The sequence below is a fragment of the Kordiimonas sediminis genome (genome assembly GCF_014656395.1).
Taxonomy (GTDB): Bacteria; Pseudomonadota; Alphaproteobacteria; order Sphingomonadales; family Kordiimonadaceae; genus Kordiimonas_A; species Kordiimonas_A sediminis.
The window spans coordinates 453,867-468,677 of record NZ_BNCI01000002.1 but is presented as its reverse complement, the minus strand read 5'-3'; the positions used below and the strand labels follow the sequence as shown (position 1 = coordinate 468,677).

The 14,811-nt window shown below is 50.8% G+C and carries 12 protein-coding genes and 1 tRNA gene; 4 read left to right on the top strand and 9 right to left on the bottom strand.

Going from position 1 to position 14,811, the window contains the following annotated elements:
• Positions 1 to 172: 172 nt before the first annotated feature.
• The 6 genes from IE181_RS09785 to IE181_RS09765 form a co-directional block, all read right to left on the bottom strand.
• Entirely contained in the window at positions 173 to 685 is a 513-nt protein-coding gene (locus IE181_RS09785; RefSeq protein WP_191252431.1) for a YybH family protein, read from the bottom strand.
• Positions 686 to 1,083: 398 nt separating this feature from the next.
• Positions 1,084 to 1,209: a hypothetical protein gene (locus tag IE181_RS14690; protein ID WP_268245738.1), complete on the bottom strand. Its 126-nt coding sequence runs from the start codon at positions 1,207 to 1,209 to the stop codon at positions 1,084 to 1,086.
• 141 nt (positions 1,210 to 1,350) lie between these two features.
• Positions 1,351 to 2,037, bottom strand: a complete 687-nt coding sequence (locus IE181_RS09780) for an RT0821/Lpp0805 family surface protein (protein WP_229819512.1) — start codon at positions 2,035 to 2,037, stop codon at positions 1,351 to 1,353.
• Positions 2,038 to 2,122: 85 nt separating this feature from the next.
• Positions 2,123 to 3,469: an anti-phage deoxyguanosine triphosphatase gene (locus IE181_RS09775; RefSeq protein WP_191252427.1), complete on the bottom strand. Its 1,347-nt coding sequence runs from the start codon at positions 3,467 to 3,469 to the stop codon at positions 2,123 to 2,125.
• A 559-nt stretch (positions 3,470 to 4,028) separates the two neighbouring features.
• Positions 4,029 to 4,116: transfer RNA gene (locus IE181_RS09770), tRNA-Leu, on the bottom strand.
• A gap of 69 nt (positions 4,117 to 4,185) precedes the next feature.
• Positions 4,186 to 4,926, bottom strand: a complete 741-nt coding sequence (locus IE181_RS09765) for a competence/damage-inducible protein A (protein WP_191252425.1) — start codon at positions 4,924 to 4,926, stop codon at positions 4,186 to 4,188.
• An 81-nt stretch (positions 4,927 to 5,007) separates the two neighbouring features.
• Here IE181_RS09765 and IE181_RS09760 point away from each other — a divergent pair, with 81 nt between their 5' ends.
• Genes IE181_RS09760 through IE181_RS09750 form a run of 3 tightly spaced genes read left to right on the top strand, consistent with a single transcriptional unit; the run spans position 5,008 to position 7,933 of the window.
• Positions 5,008 to 6,111, top strand: a complete 1,104-nt coding sequence (locus IE181_RS09760; protein ID WP_191252423.1) for an S-(hydroxymethyl)glutathione dehydrogenase/class III alcohol dehydrogenase — start codon at positions 5,008 to 5,010, stop codon at positions 6,109 to 6,111.
• A gap of 2 nt (positions 6,112 to 6,113) precedes the next feature.
• Entirely contained in the window at positions 6,114 to 6,959 is an 846-nt protein-coding gene (gene fghA, locus IE181_RS09755; protein WP_191252421.1) for an S-formylglutathione hydrolase, read from the top strand.
• Positions 6,956 to 7,933 carry a proline iminopeptidase-family hydrolase gene (locus IE181_RS09750; RefSeq protein WP_191252419.1) on the top strand — a complete coding sequence of 326 codons (978 nt, stop codon included), beginning with the start codon at positions 6,956 to 6,958 and terminating at the stop codon, positions 7,931 to 7,933. Before fghA ends, IE181_RS09750 begins: the two co-directional genes overlap by 4 nt.
• A gap of 7 nt (positions 7,934 to 7,940) precedes the next feature.
• Here the strand turns inward: IE181_RS09750 and IE181_RS09745 are convergent, their stop codons facing one another.
• Positions 7,941 to 8,477 (bottom strand): PAS domain-containing protein, encoded by a 537-nt coding sequence (locus tag IE181_RS09745; RefSeq protein ID WP_191252417.1) that lies wholly within the window; start codon positions 8,475 to 8,477, stop codon positions 7,941 to 7,943.
• A gap of 4 nt (positions 8,478 to 8,481) precedes the next feature.
• Positions 8,482 to 9,783 carry an adenylosuccinate lyase gene (purB, locus tag IE181_RS09740; protein ID WP_191252415.1) on the bottom strand — a complete coding sequence of 434 codons (1,302 nt, stop codon included), beginning with the start codon at positions 9,781 to 9,783 and terminating at the stop codon, positions 8,482 to 8,484.
• A 132-nt stretch (positions 9,784 to 9,915) separates the two neighbouring features.
• On the opposite strand from purB, the gene IE181_RS09735 reads away from it, so the two are divergent.
• Positions 9,916 to 11,205, top strand: coding sequence for an amidohydrolase family protein (locus IE181_RS09735; RefSeq protein ID WP_191252413.1), 1,290 nt, complete (start codon positions 9,916 to 9,918; stop codon positions 11,203 to 11,205).
• Positions 11,206 to 11,314: 109 nt separating this feature from the next.
• Here IE181_RS09735 and IE181_RS09730 read toward each other — a convergent pair whose 3' ends face one another.
• Positions 11,315 to 14,788 (bottom strand): chromosome segregation SMC family protein, encoded by a 3,474-nt coding sequence (locus tag IE181_RS09730; protein ID WP_191252406.1) that lies wholly within the window; start codon positions 14,786 to 14,788, stop codon positions 11,315 to 11,317.
• Between the last annotated feature and the right edge of the window lie 23 nt (positions 14,789 to 14,811).

Sequence of the window (14,811 nt, the reverse complement as noted above, 5' to 3'; positions counted from 1 at the left end):
TTAGAACAAAAAGAGAACATTTTGTAAAGATGAAATCGGCACAACCGTGCGTTTCACGCTTTACCCCTTCGGGGCTCTAGCACGCTCTGGCGCACGCTGGCACCCGGCCACAAGCATATTCCCTGCACGGACCGGGCGGCAATTCTTTGAAAAGTCAGACAAAATCAGATTACTAATAATCTTCCAGGGAAATTTCTGCCCCTTCGATCGGCCCACGATACCGGGTCTGGAAGGATGTCCGGTAGAAAGTCCACTTGCCCTCATGCTTTTTCATCAGGCTGACAAAATGGCCAACAAATTTGGTCGGATCCTGATCCGGATGATGAAAATGTTCCTCTGCCAGATTACGGATATAGGCAACATCGCCAATAATATCGACACTGACTGGCACGATCTTGCTATAGGTCGCATAGTTACCGGCATCCAGCCACGACTTCACAGCGTCCAGATACGCGTCCCGTGTTCTGATAGACCGCTGGTCCCCTTCCATATACCAGTTGGTATAATCCGGATGAAACAAGGCCGCGTAGGCCTCATACCCTGCTTCTTTCGGCGCCATTGCTACCCAGCGATTAAGCTCGATAATCTCTTGCTGCTCTTTGCTCCAGACATTTTTTGCCTCGTCTGCCACTGATACAGTACTTGAAATTAATAGTGCCAGAACGAATGAAACTATTCTCATCATACCCCTTTATCCCTTTCATCAAATCAACGAACACCACTCCGGGACTGTAAAACAGGATCCCGCATATATCTGACGCGTCTTCACTGTGCCCAAACCATGGCCCTGATCAGGGAATAAAACAGCAATCCCCAAAACAACAGTTTTGCGACAAAGGGTTAGCAATGAAAGATGAATTGAGCACACCTGTGATCAAGCGCACCGGACCATGACCACTAAGGTCAAAGTTTGCAGAATGACTGCATAAGAGGACAATGGGGGTACAGATATACCTGTAGGCATACTGTATAAGAGGCGGATAATGTACTATTAGAATACCGTACTATAGCGACAATATCAGGGGCCGATGATGGCATTCCTTGTCTTGCGGGACAGAAGCTCTATCCCGCAGGCATCTTGATTTAGCCTTTTTTAGGCTCTGCTACTTTCGGAGTGTCTGTAGGTTTTACTTCAACCGCCGAAGGCTTTTGATTCTTTTCAGAATGGTCCTGTTTGTCAGCAGATTTGGAAAGGTCTTTATAGGACATGAAATGTCCTTTCATATGAGCAGCGTTGTACAACTGCGATAAAACACCAACGATTGGTGTATAAAGAGTATATGGTGATTGTACCGACCGTTTACAATAGACCTGCCCCGTCTTCCTCTCAAACACCCTAAGCTTTGGACCTTAGTTCGCGCGCGTATTCCACTTGCCGCGCTTATTCCGACACGCAACAGCAAGGCCCTTTTGGCTCTCGTGTCCTGTAACGACAGCCTGTTCGTATTTCCGGCAAACATCGCCCTCGTTAGTGTGATACGCTTCATACGGTGTGAAACTGCCGCGGTGGCCATTGTCAGGGTTGCGCCATTCCACAGGATGGCCCGAGCGACCGTTTTCAAGCGAATCCTGATACGCCCTTTCCATCAACAAACGGTCACGTTCATCCAGTTTTTCCCCGATGCGATTCCCCGCAAGACCACCAAGAGCAGCGCCGATAACCAGCCCTGCATCGCCACCGATTTCATTGCCGACAACAGCCCCCGTTGCCGCCCCGATCACCGTTCCCACTTCTTCGTTGGTGCACGCAGCCACGGAAAGACCACAGGCGAGAATAACAAACGCTTTGCTGGTGGAGGTTACTTTTGACATGAAAAATCCTTCTGAATAACTGAAAACAAATCCGGCATTAATACTGGAGATACTGATACTGTAGAATGCATCCTGATCTGTACTTGTGTCAATTTTCTGGCAACGATGAAAGACAAATTTGCGTGCGCTGAACCGGACCAGCCAGACGAACACGCCGTCCCTGAAAGTCACCGAAACATCAAGCGGAAGAAAATGCAGCGTTATGCCCGTGCCCCGCCAGATCATCGTCACATCCCCCTGCTTGCGGGTGTCCGCCAGCTTGCGAAGCCAAGTCCGACGGGAAGGTGATTAATTGGCGAAACCATTATGACTAGAGTTTGTCAAATACCGAACCCATACGGGGACTGAGTAGGCGTTCATATAAATGCAGAAGATAATTGTCCGTCATGCCAGAAATATGGTCACAGAGTACCCGGAGACCATCATCGCCTGCCTCTTTAAATGTATCGTACGTTTTCGGCTCGAGAAAACGTTTTGGCTCATGAGCTATTATATCAAAGACATCAACAACCATCTGTTGTCCTTTGAATTCCATATGCTGGACATTCGGACTGGCTATTACGGCTTGATAAACGAAATCCTTTAGCTTCAGTGCAAAGGCCATAATATGAGTAGGAAGAGTGGCATTATAGCGAAGAAGTGGTTCCTTAAATATTAGCCCTTTATCTAGAACTTTTACGTTAGAGATGAAATAATTGATCAATCTACTGATCTGGCGTTTGCGAATACTTCCTCCATCGTGGAATAATTTATGAATAAAGGTTTCATAGACTGAGTTGGAGCCAAATTCTTTTGGATATCTAGAAACAAGCCAGTCCAGATAGGCTCGGCAGCCATCGAGCCTGACCAACCTTCTAAAGTCCTGATCGGTGATTAGACCCATGGAGATCGCATCTTCCAAATCATGGACACCATTGGAGATATCATCAGCAATATCCATAATCGAACAATCAAGCGCCTTGTGACGCGTCGCACTGTGTTTGTCCTTTTTCTTGTCAAATCTGATTAGCTCATTCTGGTCAGCTTCATCAAACTCGTTGATAATCCACTTCACAACGTCCTTTTCATTGTTTAGGTAACATTTTGGCGGCTTGCACGTTTTGCGATCTAATAGATTTACTCCAGTCACACTGTTTTGTTTGGATGGAGTGATGTCCGGGTTTGCAACTTCTGAATATGCGGCTGGATATTTCAGGCACCCTAACAAGGTACGTCTAGTGAGGTTCGAGCCTGCCCGGCCAGAGAATTTTTCCAACCTGCTCAAAATTCGTAGTGTTTGTCCATTGCCTTCGAAGCCGCCATGACTACGCATGCAATAGTTCAATGCCACTTCACCACCATGGCCAAAAGGCGGATGTCCAAGATCGTGGATTAGGCCAATCGTTTGCATCAGGCTCTGGGAAGGGAGATAATTCTGGACTTCTTCAAATTGCTGAAGTTGTCGAACCAGCCCATAGCTGATCTGAGCTACCTCCATTGAGTGAGTTAGTCGAGTGCGATAAAAATCACTGTCGCCCAAATTTAGAATCTGAGTTTTACCCTGCAAGCGTCGAAAGGACGCAGAATGGATAACTCGCCCATAATCGATTTCATATGCTGAGCGAACATCCCCTTGCTCTGGCTTCCAGCCTTCGAGGCGAGCGTTCCAATTTACCATGTTTATCTCCCCCTAAAATCTATCTATCACTACAAAACCAGTTGCGACCGCCAATCCAAAGTGTTTCCTTCTTGAGGGCGTAAAATCTACTATTACTAGATTTTTGTCTATTGTGCCAGTTAAGCTTCTGAATATTCGCAGGTAAATCATTTTCCCAAAATCGGTACGGGCCTGTTTGTCCTCCGGCTTCGCCTCCGTTCTGCTACGCGATGTCCTTCGCGCGCTTCGTTCAGCTTCGCAATCTGCACTCCACTTAGTCCACTTTCGCACTGTTCTGCACCATTGCAGGGCTTGGTGAGCCATGGCCCAGAGGATGAGGAGGAGTGAAGCCCACAGAAAAGAGGCGATAGCTGATTTTTCTCTGATTGCAGAGCGCCCGCAATCCAGCGGGTCATTTTTTGGGAAGTATTAGGCAGCCATACCCAACAAGCGGAAGCCCCCTCCGGAAGGATTATCAATATAGGTGACATGCTGAAACCCGCCTCCCGCGGGGATGAACCACGCAGCGTAAAACAAAAGCGCGCCTTTGCGCTTTTTGTTTAACTATTGCGGGGGTTCATGGTGCGCCCGGCCGGACTCGAACCGGCACGTTCATAAAGAACGAGAGATTTTAAGTCTCTTGCGTCTACCAATTTCGCCACGGGCGCCTACCCAGTCATTCGACGATTGGTGTGCGACTATAGACCATAGCTTATAAGTTTTGAAAAGACCTAAATTCAATTTTTTTCATAGTCAAACTGTTCCCCGTCCGCATAGGCCACCACGGACGCAATCGCCTTGTCGATATCCGCCTGCGTACGTGCACGGACAACAATCTGGCAGCCGAACCGCTGGGCTTCCATAAACGGGTAACTGCCGATGGCAGTATTCGGGTTTGCGGCCTGAATATCACCGATGGCACCTGCCATCTTGCTTTCAGGTGCCATGATCGTCACCGCGTTTGACAGCATGGTCTGGCCGCCCTGCAACCGGTCGCGAATATGTTCCAGCATCGCCTGCATGATTTTTGGCACCCCAGCCATGACAAAAACATTCCCGACCTGAAAACCGGGTGCGATAGACACGGGATTATCAATCAGGATACCGCCTTCGGGAACCCGTGCCATACGCTGCCGTGCCGGGGTGAAGTCTGCGGCCCCGTAATGTGCTTCAAGTCGCCTGTAGGCTTCCTTGTCGACCCCCAGCGGCACACCAAAGACGGCGGCGACAGCCTCTGCAGTGATATCATCATGGGTTGGGCCAATCCCGCCGGTTGTAAAAACATAGGTATAGCGCGCCCGCAGGGCATTCAGCGCCGCCACAATGTCTGCTTCCACATCTGTGACGACCCGTGCCTCCATCAGGTCAATACCGATCTCATTAAGCCACCGGGCAATATAATTAGTGTTGGTATCCTGTGTACGCCCCGATAGGATTTCATCGCCGATAACAAGAATTGCCGCCGTTACTATAGTCATTACATGATCCTGTATGATGGGTTGTCATTGCACGGTCAGAAACATAGCGTATAGTATGGAAAAAAACCAAGAGGGAATTCCATGAAAACAAAAGCAGCAGTCGCCTTTAAGGCAGGCGCACCACTTTCCATCGAAACGGTTGACCTTGAAGGGCCAAAAGCAGGGGAAGTATTGGTCGAAATTATTGCAACAGGCGTGTGCCATACGGATGCATTCACCCTGTCCGGTGATGATCCGGAAGGTGCTTTCCCCGCAATTTTGGGCCACGAGGGTGCAGGCATTGTCCGCGATGTTGGCGCAGGTGTCACCAGCGTGAAACCGGGCGATCATGTTATTCCGCTTTATACGCCCGAATGTCGCGAATGTGATTACTGTCTGCATCCAAAAACAAATCTGTGTCAGGCGATCCGCGAAACGCAGGGTCAGGGCCTGATGCCGGACGGCAGCAGCCGATTCAGCATCGATGGCACCCCTATTCTGCACTATATGGGCTGTTCGACTTTCTCTAACTTTACAGTCCTGCCAGAAATTGCGCTGGCTAAAGTGCGCGAAGATGCCCCGTTTGACAAAATCTGTTACATCGGGTGCGGTGTTACCACAGGCGTCGGCGCTGTTGCCTTTGACGCGAAGGTGGAGCCAGGCTCCAACGTTGTTGTCTTTGGCCTTGGTGGTATTGGGCTTAATGTTATTCAGGGCGCCCGGATGGTAGGTGCCAACAAAATCATTGGTATTGACCTGAATAATGACCGTGCGGAAATCGGGCGCCAGTTTGGTATGACAGATTTTCTGAACCCAAATGAATGCGACATTATGGAAGGCATTATGGACCTGACAAATGGGGGCGCGGATTATAGTTTTGAATGTATCGGCAATGTTAACACCATGCGGCAGGCGCTTGAATGCTGCCACAAAGGCTGGGGCGAAAGCATCATTATCGGTGTGGCCGGTGCCGGACAGGAAATCTCTACCCGTCCGTTCCAGTTGGTAACAGGCCGCGTCTGGCGCGGGTCTGCATTTGGCGGTGCGCGTGGCCGAACAGATGTGCCGAAAATTGTTGATTGGTATATGGACGGCAAGATCAATATTGATGATCTGATCACCCATAAAATGCCCCTTGAAGATATCAACAAAGCATTTGATCTGATGCATCACGGCGAAAGCATCCGCAGCGTTGTGGAGTTCTAGGCGTGACGTTTGAGATCATTTCAGAAGCAGGCAGTTTTGGTGGCATACAGGGCTACTATAAGCACCGGTCTGCCGTCTTGGGCTGTGACATGCGTTTCAGTGTGTACCAGCCCCCTGCCGCGCAACATCATGACGTACCTATCCTTTGGTATCTGTCGGGTTTGACCTGTACCGAGGACAATGCAACCGTCAAGGCAGGCTTTCAAAGAATGGCGAGCGAACTTGGGCTGATGGTTGTTTGCCCGGATACCAGTCCGCGCGGAGACGATGTTCCCAACGATGATGCCTACGACATGGGGCAAGGGGCAGGATTTTATCTGGATGCGACCTCTATTCCCTGGAAGAAAAACTTCCGGATGTACAGCTACATCCGGGATGAGCTGCCTGCCCTTGTAAGTAGCATGTTCGCAGCCGATGAAACCCGCCAGTCAATAACTGGTCACTCTATGGGTGGGCATGGTGCCCTGACGCTTTTTCTGAAAAACAGGAATAAATTTAAAAGTGTCTCAGCGTTTGCTCCGATCGTGTCCCCAACCAGTTGCCCATGGGGTCAGAAAGCCCTGTCCAAATATCTGGGTGCGGGCAACAAAGATGAATGGGTGGATTATGACGCCTGTGCCCTTTTGGAACGTGACGGTGCTGCGAACGTCAACATTCTGATTGATCAGGGACTGGCCGACCCGTTCCTGCAAGATCAGCTGATGCCCGAACTGTTCGAAGATGTCTGCGCCAAGGTAGGCCAGGACGTTACCCTGCGACGACAGGAAGGGTACGATCACAGCTATTTCTTCATCGCATCCTTCATCGAAGACCATCTGCGCCACCACCATAAGGCCCTGACCACATGATAAAACTCTCCTTCCATCTGATAGCAGCCATGATGCTGGCCCTGCCGGCCCTGACTGCACCTAGTGCCCACCAGGACCCTGAAGTCGCTGGCTACATTCAGGTGGACGGTGGCCGGATTTGGTACCGCATGAACGGCACAGAACATCTGGGCAAAAAGCCCGCCATCATAATGATGCATGGTGGCCCCGGCGGCACACACCGCGGTAACATGCCGTATGTTCAGCTTGCCGATACCTACCCTGTTATCCTGTATGATCAGTTGGGTACTGGTAATTCTGATCGGCCCGGTGATCAGAAAAACTGGAATGTGGAACGTTTCGTTGCCGAAATTGATCATATTCGGTCTGCCTTGAAGCTCGATGAAATAATCATTGCCGGTCATAGCTGGGGCGGTACCTTGTCTGCAGAGTATGCGGTCCGCTCCCCGAAAGGGCTAAAGGCTGCTATTCTCTCTAGCCCGCTTATCAATACTGAACAGTGGATCGCTGACAATCAGGCATGGATTGATGCCCTTCCCCAAGATGTGCGGGACACAATCAAAATGCACGAAGCCGCTGGCACAACTGACCACCCTGACTACCGCGCAGCAGAAGCTGAGTTTTACAAAAGACATATGTGCAGACAGGACCCATGCCCGGGTAGACAGTACCGTCAAGACGGCCCAAAGGGAAACGGTGTCATGTACGAAACCATGTGGGGCCCTACCGAGTTTTTTGCCCCCGGCACCCTGAAAAATTATGATGTCAGTGCGCGCTTGGAAAACATTGCCGTTCCCACACTCATGGTCTGTGGTGAGTATGATGAAGCGGCCCCAAAAAGCTGCTACAAATATGCTGGCATGATCAAAGATAGCAGAACTGTCATTATTCCAGACGCGGGACACGCAACTATGGCTGAAAACGAGTCCTTATACATTCAGACTATACGAGCTTTCCTGAAAGAGCTTGATGGCACTTCAGTTGCAAAGAAATAAGGAGGTCTTAGTAGTCACCGGTCTCATAATCATCAACGCGACCGGGCACCTGGGAGAAAGAGTTGAGGATATATTTGATTTCACCGTTCGCATCAGTCAGGGGAACGAGTAAATTTTCCATGACCTTGTGAACGCTATCCTTGTCCCCGACATAGGTCAGGCAGAACATATAGCTCGCCTTTTCGATAACCTTACGGAACATCTGGCAACGCCACTCTACATCAAGGCTATCAACCTCGCTGAATAATTTTCCGGTATGATTTTCACCAAGAATATCCACCCCCCAATTGCCCATCAACCGCAGGCAAAAATCACGTCCGCCATCGATCGCTTCAACGAGATACAGGCTGGGTAGATATTTCGGGATTTTCATTGGATTAAAAGCCGCCTTTGCTACAAGGCGGCTCTCAGTTTCAAGGGACTTTATATAAGCCAAAATGTCTTTATTCTGCTGGGTTTTAGGCGCGTCAATCCAGCGAATATGAGCACCGCCCATCGTTGGAACCTTAGCCGCACTATCCTTTAAAGGACTGCCCTCAGACATTTAGTTACTCTCCGAACACCCGCTTGAAAATTGTATCAACATGTTTGGTATGATAGTCCATATTAAACAGCTGTTCCAGTTGTTCTGTCGATACCTTACTGGTTACGATTTCATCTTCCTTAAGGAGATCAAGAAGCTGCAGCGCACCGCGGCTTTCCCAAACCTTCATCGCATTAGCTTGCACCAGACGGTACGCATCTTCGCGGGACACGCCCGCCTGTGTCAATTCCAGCAGAACACGCTGGCTGTTTGGCAGACCGCCCATTTTATTCATATTATCCAGCATGTTTTCCGGATAAACGAGCAACTGATCCATCACATTCGTCAGGCGCGCAAGCGAGAAGTCAAGCGCGACTGTAGCGTCTGGGCCGATATTACGCTCAACCGCAGAGTGCGAGATGTCCCGCTCATGCCACAGTGCAACATTTTCCATCGCAGGAATGCACATAGACCGGATCAAACGTGCCTGCCCTGTCAGGTTTTCTGTCAGAATAGGGTTCTTTTTGTGCGGCATAGCGCTTGAACCTTTTTGACCTTTGGAGAAATACTCCTGTGCTTCCAGTACTTCCGTACGCTGCAGGTGTCTAATTTCTGTTGCCAGACGCTCAACACAGCTAGCGATTACGGCCAGAACACCGAAATACATTGCATGACGGTCACGCGGGATAACCTGCGTGGAAACCGGCTCTACCTGCAGTCCCATTGCTTTCGCAACATGCTCTTCCACATAAGGATCAATGTTGGCAAACGTTCCAACTGCGCCTGAAATTGCACAGGTCGCAACCTCTTCTCTGGCTGCAATCATGCGGCTGCGGCAACGGTCAAATTCTGCATAGGCTTGTGCCATTTTTAGGCCGAACGTGATTGGCTCCGCATGAATACCGTGGCTACGACCAATACAAACCGTATATTTATGCTCTTCGGCGCGACGTCTCAGCACCACAAGCAACTTGTCCAGATCATCGATCAGAATATCTGCAGCCTTCACAAGCTGGACATTAAAGCATGTATCCAGCACGTCAGAACTGGTCATGCCCTGGTGAACAAAGCGCGCCTCGTCCCCGACATGTTCAGCAAGGTTTGTCAGAAATGCAATTACGTCGTGCTTAACTTCGCGCTCGATCTCATCAATACGGTCCACTTCCCATTTGCCGCGCTCCCATACTGCTTTTGCTGCTGCTTCTGGAATGCGACCAAGTTTCGCATTGGCATCACAGGCGTGCGCTTCAATTTCAAACCATATCTGAAAACGACTTTCTGGTTCCCAGATAGCAGCCATTTGAGGACGAGTATAACGAGGGATCATGTGGACGGACCTTCCGTATTCAAGCGGGTAAAAGAACTATTCAGCGCTCTGCTATCAAAAACGGGGGAAATGCGCAAGAATTTGTCGTATATTACCACCATATCACTCACGACACTCTAAGGGGGAAATTTCATGCGGGGAATATATATTCTATTTTTAAGCCTGTTCATAACAACACAGGCATATGCAAGCACAGCAATAACCGGGGTCACTGCTATCACAATGGATGATGGTAAAGTTATACCTGACGCAACTGTCGTAATTGACGGAGACCGCATTGTTGCTGTCGGCCCAACTGCGGCAATATCATTACCAAAAGACACACAGTTCATCGACGGAACAGGCAAGTATCTGATCCCTGGCATGACAGAAATGCATGGTCATCTCCCCAGCGCAACCTGGAGCCAGCAAGCGACTGAGGACACATTGTTTCTATATCTTGCAGGAGGTGTCACTACTGTACGCGGGATGCTTGGGCACGCTGTTCAGTTCACTATGCGTGATCAGATTACTAAGGGCGAAATTGCAGGCCCTACTCTGTATCTCGCAGCACCCAGCCTGAACGGTAATACTGTCACTTCCCCTGAACAGGGTCGGGAACTTGTCCAGCAGTATGCACAAGACGGGTGGGATTTGCTGAAAATTCATCCCGGGATCAAACTTGCTGCTTATATGGCAATCGCAGACGAGGCAAACAAGCTTAGCATACCGTTTGGCGGGCATGTCCCGCAGGATGTCGGAATTATTAATGCGCTGGAGGCTGGCCAGATATCCCTTGATCACATGGACGGCTACATGGCGTGGCTTCGCGGAGACGAAGGGCCGCTGACAGATGAACAGATTGACAAGGCGGTGAAACTCGCGCTGTCACACGGTGCATGGATTGTTCCCACGCACCCGCTTTTCAATCTCCTCAGAAGCGGTGGTGATTTAGATACCCTAAAGGCGAGAGAAGAGAATAAATATATCCCTTCTGAAACCTTGAAAAATTGGGAAAATGCCGTCGAGCGGATTAATCTGGCAGCCAACAGTAACATTGCGCCCAATAGAGACCGGCTTTTAAAAGCGCTGGCAGATGCTGATGCCAAAATTGCGCTAGGTTCTGACGCGCCGCAAATATTCTCCGTACCAGGTTTCTCCATATGGCGGGAGATTGAAAGCATGTCTGAGATTGGCCTGACGCCGGCACAAATACTCAAAATCTCAACCATTGCCCCTGGCACCTATTTCCGTGACAAGGACACATTCGGACAGATCAAACCCGGGGCGCGGGCGGACTTGCTTCTTCTGGACGGTGATCCACGTGCCAACGTCATGATGGTCACCAAACAGTCAGGTGTCATGGCTGCTGGTCGCTGGTATAGTCGCGCTGATATTGATGCGCGCCTTGCAGACATTGCTGATAGAAACTCTAAGGAATGATCGCCACAGCATACAGGCCGGGGGCAGTCCTCCCGACCTGTTTTGCAATATAATGATGTTTTCTTAAATTTATCGGGCGCGACGTTACGTAACATGACCTGCGGTCACATCAACCGGCTTCCACTAAAGTTTCTGCGCGCTCAAGGTCAACAGAAACCAGCGTAGAGACACCGCGTTCAGCCATCGTAACCCCGAACAAACGGTTCATGCGTGACATTGAAACCGCATTATGCGTCACAATAAGAAAACGCGTATTTGTACGTTCAATCATATTATCCAGAAGATTACAGAAACGTTCGACATTGGCGTCATCAAGGGGTGCATCGACCTCATCAAGGACACAGATTGGGGCCGGGTTTGTGATAAAAACGGCAAAAATCAACGACAAGGCCGTCAATGCCTGCTCCCCACCTGACAGAAGGGATAATGCCTGTAGCTTCTTACCCGGTGGGCTGGCAAAAATCTCCAGACCGGCATCCAGTGGATCATCTGATTCTGTTAGTTCCAGATGTGCTTCGCCACCGCCAAAAAGGGTGCTAAACAATTCGCCAAAGTGACTATTCACCACCTCGAAGGCAGCTAGCAGACGTTCACGCCCTTCTCTGTTCAGGCTGTTAATCGCTTTCCTCAACCGGGCGATAGCTTCTTCAAGATCAGTACGTTCCTTGACGAGATGCGTCAGCTGTTCGTCAATCTCAACCAGCTCCTCATCCGCGCGCAGGTTCACGGCCCCTAGCCGGTCACGCTCACGCTTGAATTTTTCGAGTTTACCTTCAAGAACACTAACATCAGGCAGGCTTTCACTTGTTTCAAGCCCAACCTTCTCGAGAACCTTGGTAGGTGCGCATTCAAAACGTTCCCCGATCTGAGCCGCGATATCCTTACGCCGGTTAAGCGCAGTTTCAACGCTTGCTTCGACCCGAATTTGCTGCTCACGCACATTCGCCATTGCCTCTTGCGCGTCCTTCAGGAACTGATCCTTGGCGGCAAGTGCGGCCTCTGCCTCCACGAGCTTATCAGCGGCAGCCTGTCGGTGCTTTTCAGCGTCGTTCAGGCTTGTAAGTAATGCTTCCCTTTTTTCTGCTATGTCGGCGGGGCCTGCGATAACAGCTTCCAGCTGCTTCTTCGCATCCTCTTCACGCTCCTTTAGTGCATCAAGCTGTTTTGTTGCGCTATTGACCCGCGTTTCCCATGCTGTTGCCTCCGACGAGATCGCCATCAAACGGTCCGAGCGTGCTTCTGCCTCCCGGCGCAAACTTTCAAATGCTGCGCGCGCCGTGCTTAATTCAGACCGCAGGGTTTCAACATTTGCACGAGCTTGCTGGAGCTCTGCCTCCAAACCAGAAACATCAGGTAGTTCTTTCAATTGGGCATCCAGCGCATCCAGTCGCTTTGATGTCTCTGCTTTATCCGCGGCAACCCTCGTCTGCGCCTCTTTCAAACTGTTAAGACGCGACGCACGGCGGGATGCTTCCTGCTCGGCAGCCACAAGGTCACGGCGAATGTCAACAAGCGCACGCTCTGCATCCTTACGCAGCTGACGCTGGGCTTGCTCGGCCTCTCTGGCTGTCTCATGCACTGCCCGTGCTGCCTCTACAGCTTCCTCGGCGTGTGTGGCTTGTTCCTGTGCCTTTGTCAGTTGTTGACGTATATCCTCCAGCCTGTTGCGGTGTTCCAGTCGCATTGCCGCGCTGGATGGCGCGCCTGCACGAACAGTAAACCCATCCCAGCGCCAGACCGCACCACTTCGGGATACCAGCATTTGACCAGGTTCAAGCGATGCAATCAGTGCATTACCGATTTTTTCAGCGTCCTCGTCACTGGCATCGATCAACCCGGTTAGGGTAATCCTGCGTTTGAGCACATCTGGAACATCAACATACTCACTCATTGGCGTTGTGCCCGCTCCCCAGGAACACACTCCGCCTGACGGCACATCCTGCCAAAAACGGCTTGCCTCTGCGCTGATACCTGCTTCTGCTTCCTCACCAAGGGCCGCGCCAATCGCAATCTCATAGCCGGGCTTGGCCTTAATTAAATCTGCGACCGGCTGTGCACCGTCCTGATCATTTCTTTCAAGCAGACGGGTGAGCGACCGTTCTTCCCCTTCAAGCGCCTTTACAGAAGCAAGCTTTTCCGAACGCACGGCATCCGCATCGTTTCTGGCAATTCGTGCATCTGACGTCGCTGCTTCAGCTGCAGTAACAGCCACAGTCGCTTTCTCTAACTGCTCTTCCAATTCAGTGGCTGCTTTTTCCGCATCTTTAACAGCCGCGAAAGCTTCATTACTTGCGGCCAACTGCTCGCTTTCCCGAATTAGGCGCGCCTCTTCGGCTTCTATCTGCTCCATGCGCCTGTTAACAGCCAGTCGGTCACTTTCCAGGCTGGATTTGCGCGCACGCGCCTGTGCGCCCTGCTCTGACAGTGTGTCATAAGCCTGCTCCGCCTCATTAGCTTTGCGGGAGGCCGCTTCCAGTGCGATCTGTGCTTTGTTCTTCGCCTCTGTTTCCGCACCCTGGGCACCTTGCAGACGCGTTTTCTCAGTTGCCAGACGGTCCAATGCCGCTTTGGCATCTTTTGCGATTTCCTCTTCCCGTTCCCGGTCTGCGCCAATCTGGTCAATCGTCGTTCGCAGCGTAATCGCCGTTTCTTCACGGCGTTTTTCCTCTGCATCCAGATTTTCGCGTTCATGGTTTAGCCGCTGCAAACGTGCTGCCATTTCCGCATCTGTGTCCCGCAGCGCAGGCAAAAGGGCCGCCATTTCTTCCCGCTCGCGGCTTAAGATAGAAACAGCCTTTGTAGCCGTCCCGACTTCGCTTTCTGCAGACCGCAATAAGCGTTCAAGTTCAATCACCTCGTCGGCTGACATTTTCCAGCGCTGGTATAGCAGCCCGGCTTCAGCTTGCCGGATATCTGTGGAGATTGTTTTGTACCTGACGGCCTGTTTGGCTTGGCGTTTCAGACTGGCAATCTGCGTCTCCATGCCCTGGATTACATCCTGCAAGCGGACAAGATTACCCTCTGCCCCCCGAAGTCTGCTTTCCGCTTCCTTACGCCGTGAATGCAGCCCAGATATGCCTGCGGCTTCTTCCAGGATTGCGCGGCGATCTGCGGGTTTTGCGTTAATAAGGGCACCGATGCGACCCTGTGATACCAACGCAGGAGAATGCGCGCCGGTCGCAGCATCCGCAAACAGAAGCTGAACGTCCTTTTGGCGGACATCAAGACCATTAATACGATATGCGGAACCGCTTTCGCGTTCAATCCGGCGGGTAACCTCGATCATATCTTCGGCATTATATCCGGATGGTGCGTTACGTTCGAAATTATCAAGGACAAGGGTTACTTCCGCCAGGTTTCTGGGCGGGCGTTTATCGGTTCCGGCAAAAATCACATCGTCCATGCCACTACCGCGCAGTGACTTGGCACGGTTTTCCCCCATTACCCAGCGAATAGCTTCAAGAAGGTTGGACTTGCCGCAACCATTCGGGCCCACAACGCCGGTCAGACCGGGCTCAATCAAGAGCTCGGTCGGATCAACGAAGGATTTAAATCCCGACAATCTTAGTCGCGAAAAATGCATAGCCCCCAATTTCCCCCGAATGC

Bases quoted from the DNA above. Each gene is read 5' to 3' on its own strand.
- IE181_RS14690 (WP_268245738.1), bottom strand. From the start codon at position 1,209: ATGTCCTATAAAGACCTTTCCAAATCTGCTGACAAACAGGACCATTCT.
- IE181_RS09745 (WP_191252417.1), bottom strand. From the start codon at position 8,477: ATGTCTGAGGGCAGTCCTTTAAAGGATAGTGCGGCTAAGGTTCCAACG.
- IE181_RS09785 (WP_191252431.1), bottom strand. From the start codon at position 685: ATGATGAGAATAGTTTCATTCGTTCTGGCACTATTAATTTCAAGTACT.
- IE181_RS09760 (WP_191252423.1), top strand. From the start codon at position 5,008: ATGAAAACAAAAGCAGCAGTCGCCTTTAAGGCAGGCGCACCACTTTCC.
- IE181_RS09735 (WP_191252413.1), top strand. From the start codon at position 9,916: ATGCGGGGAATATATATTCTATTTTTAAGCCTGTTCATAACAACACAG.
- IE181_RS09730 (WP_191252406.1), bottom strand. From the start codon at position 14,788: ATGCATTTTTCGCGACTAAGATTGTCGGGATTTAAATCCTTCGTTGAT.
- IE181_RS09750 (WP_191252419.1), top strand. From the start codon at position 6,956: ATGATAAAACTCTCCTTCCATCTGATAGCAGCCATGATGCTGGCCCTG.
- IE181_RS09765 (WP_191252425.1), bottom strand. From the start codon at position 4,926: ATGACTATAGTAACGGCGGCAATTCTTGTTATCGGCGATGAAATCCTA.
- IE181_RS09780 (WP_229819512.1), bottom strand. From the start codon at position 2,037: ATGATCTGGCGGGGCACGGGCATAACGCTGCATTTTCTTCCGCTTGAT.
- IE181_RS09775 (WP_191252427.1), bottom strand. From the start codon at position 3,469: ATGGTAAATTGGAACGCTCGCCTCGAAGGCTGGAAGCCAGAGCAAGGG.
- purB (WP_191252415.1), bottom strand. From the start codon at position 9,783: ATGATCCCTCGTTATACTCGTCCTCAAATGGCTGCTATCTGGGAACCA.